The organism is Streptomyces alkaliphilus, from assembly GCF_014141535.1.
Taxonomy (GTDB): Bacteria; Actinomycetota; Actinomycetes; order Streptomycetales; family Streptomycetaceae; genus Streptomyces; species Streptomyces alkaliphilus.
In genome coordinates, this window is record NZ_VKHT01000353.1 from 1 (window position 1) to 4,816 (window position 4,816).

5 protein-coding genes are annotated in these 4,816 nt (G+C 72.6%); 4 read left to right on the forward strand and 1 reads right to left on the reverse strand.

The annotated features are described in order from the left end of the window. Positions 1 to 850, reverse strand: an 850-nt coding sequence (locus FNQ90_RS12830; RefSeq protein WP_456115095.1) for a COG1470 family protein, incomplete at its 3' end; no start/stop codon positions are given. Positions 851 to 1,123: 273 nt separating this feature from the next. On the opposite strand from FNQ90_RS12830, the gene FNQ90_RS12835 reads away from it, so the two are divergent. From FNQ90_RS12835 to FNQ90_RS12850, 4 genes are all read left to right on the forward strand, one after another. Continuing rightward, positions 1,124 to 2,725, forward strand: a complete 1,602-nt coding sequence (locus tag FNQ90_RS12835) for a phage tail sheath family protein (RefSeq protein ID WP_182606498.1) — start codon at positions 1,124 to 1,126, stop codon at positions 2,723 to 2,725. 119 nt (positions 2,726 to 2,844) lie between these two features. Beyond that, the gene (locus FNQ90_RS12840) at positions 2,845 to 3,291 is read left to right on the forward strand and encodes a phage tail protein (protein ID WP_182606499.1); all 447 of its coding nucleotides are present in this window, start codon (positions 2,845 to 2,847) and stop codon (positions 3,289 to 3,291) included. Further along, complete coding sequence (locus FNQ90_RS12845) at positions 3,291 to 3,797, forward strand: hypothetical protein (RefSeq protein WP_407699357.1); 507 nt, start codon at positions 3,291 to 3,293, stop codon at positions 3,795 to 3,797. Before FNQ90_RS12840 ends, FNQ90_RS12845 begins: the two co-directional genes overlap by 1 nt. Then, positions 3,794 to 3,952, forward strand: a complete 159-nt coding sequence (locus FNQ90_RS12850; protein WP_182606500.1) for a DUF6760 family protein — start codon at positions 3,794 to 3,796, stop codon at positions 3,950 to 3,952. Before FNQ90_RS12845 ends, FNQ90_RS12850 begins: the two co-directional genes overlap by 4 nt. Positions 3,953 to 4,816 lie beyond the last annotated feature (864 nt).

Genomic DNA, 4,816 nt, shown 5'->3' on the forward strand with positions numbered 1-4,816 from the left:
GGGCCTGCGGTTCCTGGAAGGGGGGAGGTTCCGGGCCGATCGGACCGGCCGGCACGGGGTCCGGGGGGAGGATCTCGCCCCCGTCGGCGGTGTGCTCGACGGCGAGGGACTCCACTCCCGGGTCGTGCGTGATCCACAGCATCGCGCCGGCGACGAACAGGGCCACGACCGCCGCGAGGAAGGCCGCGAGCCAACCCGGCAGGAAGCCCCGCTGGATGTAGGTGCCCTCCACCGTGAGCGGATCCCGCCCCGAGCGCTGCACCGCGAGGGTGTACGGCCGTTCCTGCTTGGAGCCGAACCAGATGATCTCCCGCGGCCGCAGCGTGGTGGTGACGAAGGCGGCCCGTCCGGGCTCGATCCGCACGTGGCCCGGCTGGATGGCGTAGGACAGCCGGTCGCCGTCGTCGCTGCCGACCACGGAGGCGGTGAGCGGCGTGTTGCCGAGGTTGTCGACCGCCAACCGGGGGCGCCCGCGGAGCCTCCCCCTGACGGTGGGTGGCACCAGCTCCGCCCGCACCTCGCTGAAGGGGAGCACGGTGATGTTCCCCTCGGGAACGACCGTGGCCTCGGGGTGCTCGGTCGGCGTGATCCGCACCGCGTACGGGGTCGGCCCCGCCGGGGCGTCGGGGTCACGGGGCGGTGCGAAGGTCAGCTCGACGTCCCCGGTCGTCCCCGGGTAGAGACGGAGCGTCCGCGGTTCCACCGTCGTCCAGGGGGCGACCTCTCCCACGGGCTCGAAGTGGTACTCGTCGACGACATCGCCGGTGTTGCGCAGTCGCAGGCGCACCCGCGTGGCGTCGCCGGGGCGAACGGTCGCGGAAGCGGGTTCCAGGGAGGTCCACAGGGTCACGTCGGGAGCGTAGTGAACGGGCCCCCACCCGGTCAGGAGCCGTCGGAGCCGTACCCGGTGTCCGGAAGGGCAGGATCGATGCCCTCGCGGAAGCCCTTCGAGAGGGGAGCGGGAAGGGTGCGGCGGAACTCCCGGGTCATGTCCCACGACATGTCAAGTGCCCCCGCGGGCAACGAATCTGCCCGGTGCAGGGGCCGGTGGGACGTTTCGTCGCGGAAGCGACACGGGTGATGGTTGTCGTATCCCTACTCCTACCCCGAGGAGATGCACACCATGCCGTCCTATCTGTCCCCCGGCGTCTACGTCGAGGAGGTAGCGAGCGGAACGCGTCCCATCGAGGGGGTGGGCACCTCGGTGGCGGCCTTCGTCGGCCTCGCGCCCACCGGGCCGATGAACGAGCCGACACTGGTCACCAACTGGACCCAGTACGTGGCGTCGTTCGGTGACTTCACCGAGGGGTACCACCTCGCGCAGGCCGTCTACGGGTTCTTCAACAACGGCGGCACCACCGCCTATGTCGTGCGGGTCGGCGGCTCGCCCGATGGCTTCCCGGCCGAGGCCGGCGGACGCCCCGGAGCGCTCGACGCCGCGCCCGCCGCACCGGCGCCCCTGTCGCCGGCCGCGCCGAGGGAACTCGGCACCTTCACCGTCACCGCGATCGCCCCCGGTCAGCGGGGACCGCTGACCGTCGAGGTGGCCGACGCGGAGGGCGAGGGCCCGGCCGAGCGGTTCCGACTGAACGTCAGGGACGGCGACAGGATCGTCGAGAGCTTCGACGTCACCCCGGGCAAGAAGAGCGGCCGCTCCTACGTCGTCACCCAGGTCAAGGAACGTTCCCGACTCATCTCCGTGGCCGAGGCGGCCCCCGCCGCGCAGCTCGCCCGCCCGGAGAACCAGACCGTGACGCTCGAGGCCCCCGCTCCCGCCCCGGCACCGGTGGAACCGGCCGCCTCGAACCCCCCGGCCCCCGGCGCCGAGCAGTACCTCGGGGACTCCGCCGACCGCACCGGCTTCGGCGGCCTGGAGGCCATCGACGAGATCACCATGGTCGCGGTCCCCGACCTGATGGCCGCCTACCAGCAGGGCGCCATCGACCTGGAGACCGTCAAGGCCGTCCAGCTCGGCCTCATCGCGCACTGCGAACTGATGGGCGACCGGGTCGCCATCATCGACCCGCCGCCGGGCATGAACGCCCGCCAGGTCCGGGTGTGGCGCCAGGAGACCGCCAACTTCGACTCCAGGTACGCCGCGCTCTACTACCCGTGGATCAAGACCTTCGACCCGGCCATCGGCAAGGCCCGGCTGATGCCGCCGAGCGGCCACATCGCCGGTGTCTGGGCGCGCAACGACAGCGAGCGCGGCGTGCACAAGGCGCCGGCCAACGAGGTGGTGCGGGGCGCCGTGGACCTGGAGCTCCAGGTCACCCACGGCGAGCAGGACCTGCTCAACCCCATCGGGGTCAACTGCCTGCGGGCCTTCCCCGGCCGGGGCATCCGGGTGTGGGGCGCGCGCACCCTGTCCTCCGACCCGGAGTGGCGCTACCTCAACATCCGCCGCTACTTCAACTACCTGGAGGAGGCCATCCTGCTGGGCACCCAGTGGGTGGTCTTCGAGCCCAACGACCACCGCCTGTGGGCCCGCATCCGGCGCAACATCTCGTCCTTCCTGACCAACGAGTGGCGCAGCGGTGCCCTCTTCGGTACCCAGCCCAACCAGGCCTTCTACGTCAAGTGCGACGAGGAGACCAACCCGCCGGAGTCCATCGACGTCGGCCGCGTCGTCTGTGAGATCGGCGTCTCCGTGGTCAAGCCCGCCGAGTTCGTGATCTTTCGGCTCTCCCAGTACTCCAGCGGCTCCAGCGAGCTGGAGGAGTAGGCGCCCGGTCGGCCGGTCACCGGAGTCCTCGGCTCCGGTGACCGGCCGACGCGCGGTGCCCCATCACTTCCCGCGGGGTGTGTCGTGACCCCGCCCCGACACAGAGAGAGAACGAACCGATGGCTCTGGAGCAGGGCGATGCCCTCACAGTTCACAACTTCGGCATCCAGATCGACGGCATCCTGGTCGACACCATCCACGAGATCAGTGATTTCACCTACGAGCTGGAGGTGATCACCTACACGCAGAACACGGCCGACGGGGGCGCCCCGCTCACCAAGAACATGCCGGGCATCGCGAAGGGCGGCAGCCTGAGCGTCGTCTACGGCGCCAACACCGACAAGGTCTTCACCGACTGGGTGAGCGACTCGATCGCGGGCGACATGGGGCAGGCCCGCAAGGACGCCTCGGTCATCCTCATGGACTACCAGCGGAACCCGGTGCGGCGCTACAACCTGCGCAACGCGTGGTGCCACAAGGTGGCCCCCTCGTCGCTGACCGCCGGCGACGCGTCGCCGCTCACCGAGACCGTGACCATCACCTTCGAAGAGCTGGTCATCGAGTAATGAGGCGCACGGTCACCCTGCCGACGATGAGGAACGCCGCAGCCGGAGGCCGGGCCCCGACCGGGGAACAGACCCCGGCCCCGGCTCCCGCCCCGGAACCGGCTCCGGCGCACGCGGCCGTCCCTCACGCCTCGGAGCTGCGCACCGAATTCCCCTTCGAACTGCCGCGCGGGTACGTCGACGCCGAGGGCACGGTCCACCGGGACGGGGTGATGCGGCTCTCCACCGCGCGGGACGAACTGCTCCCGCTCCGCGACGTCCGGGTGCGGGAGAACCCGGCGTACCTCTCGGTGGTGCTCCTGGGGCGCGTCATCACCCGGCTCGGCACCCTTCCGGTGGTGCACGACGGCACCGTCGAGGGGATGTTCGCCTCGGACCTGGCGTTCCTCCAGGACTTCTACCGCCAGATCAACGCCGAGGGGCACACCCGGGCCTCGGTGACCTGCCCCCACTGCTCCGAGCCCTTCGAGGTGGAGCTCGGCGGGAGCCGCCTGGGGGAATCGTGACGTACGCGACCGACCGTCTGCACGAGGAGATCGCGTACCTCGCCTACCACTTCCACTGGGGACACGCCGAGCTCCTGGACCTGGAGCACCACGATCGGATCCGCTACGTGCGGCAGGTCGCGGCCCTGGCGCCGCACACCGAGACGGGAGGCTGAACGGTGGGTTTCCTCGACCGCCTGCTGCGTCGCGCGGACGACACGGCGGACTCCCCGGCCGACCGGCCCGGCACCGTCGGCGGGGCCGCGGCCGCTCCCGCCGACGTGCCGGCCCCGGCACCCCCGGCCGTGCCGGCCTGGGCGTCGCTGCCGCCGCTCCGGCCGGTGCTGGGCGGGGGACGGCAGGTCGCCAACGCCCGGTTCGAGGACCGACTCGCGACCTTCCGCGACCCCTCGCAGCGTCGGGAGCGGTCTCCGGTGATCCTGGACGGCCGGGCTCCCGTGAGCCCCATGGGGCGGATGCCGGAGCCGCCCCGGGGTGCTGTTCCGGGACTCGAACCCCCGTCGCCCGAGCCGGCGTCGGGGTACTCCGTGCCCCCGATCCCGGTGGATCCGGGACCGGTCGACGTGCGGCGTGCCCCGAATCCGGTGCCGAGCGGGCCGGGGACCCGGCCCGTGGCCGCGCCCCGGCCCGGGTCGCCCACCCCACGGTCGGGGATCCGGGTGCGTCCCCGGCCGGCGACACCGGCACCGGTGTCGACCCGGCGCTCCCTGACCAGGGCGGCGACGGACCCGACCGCCTCCGAACGTCGGGTACTGCCGGCCGTACGCCGGGAACCGACTCCTCGCACGGACACACCCGCGGCGGCGGCCACGACTGCCCCGGCGCCCCCGGCGGCTGACCCCGCGCCCCCGGCGGGTGCGCCGCGGTCGGGGACGTCGGCACGCGGGGGAGGGGCGGACACCCCCGGGCGCGGCGGCTCCGGCGTGCCCGGGAGCCCACCCGTCCAACGGGCGGTGTCCACCGACACCCCGGGCCCCCGGCCGTCGCGACCCGCGTCGAGGGGCGGCTCGTCCCATCCC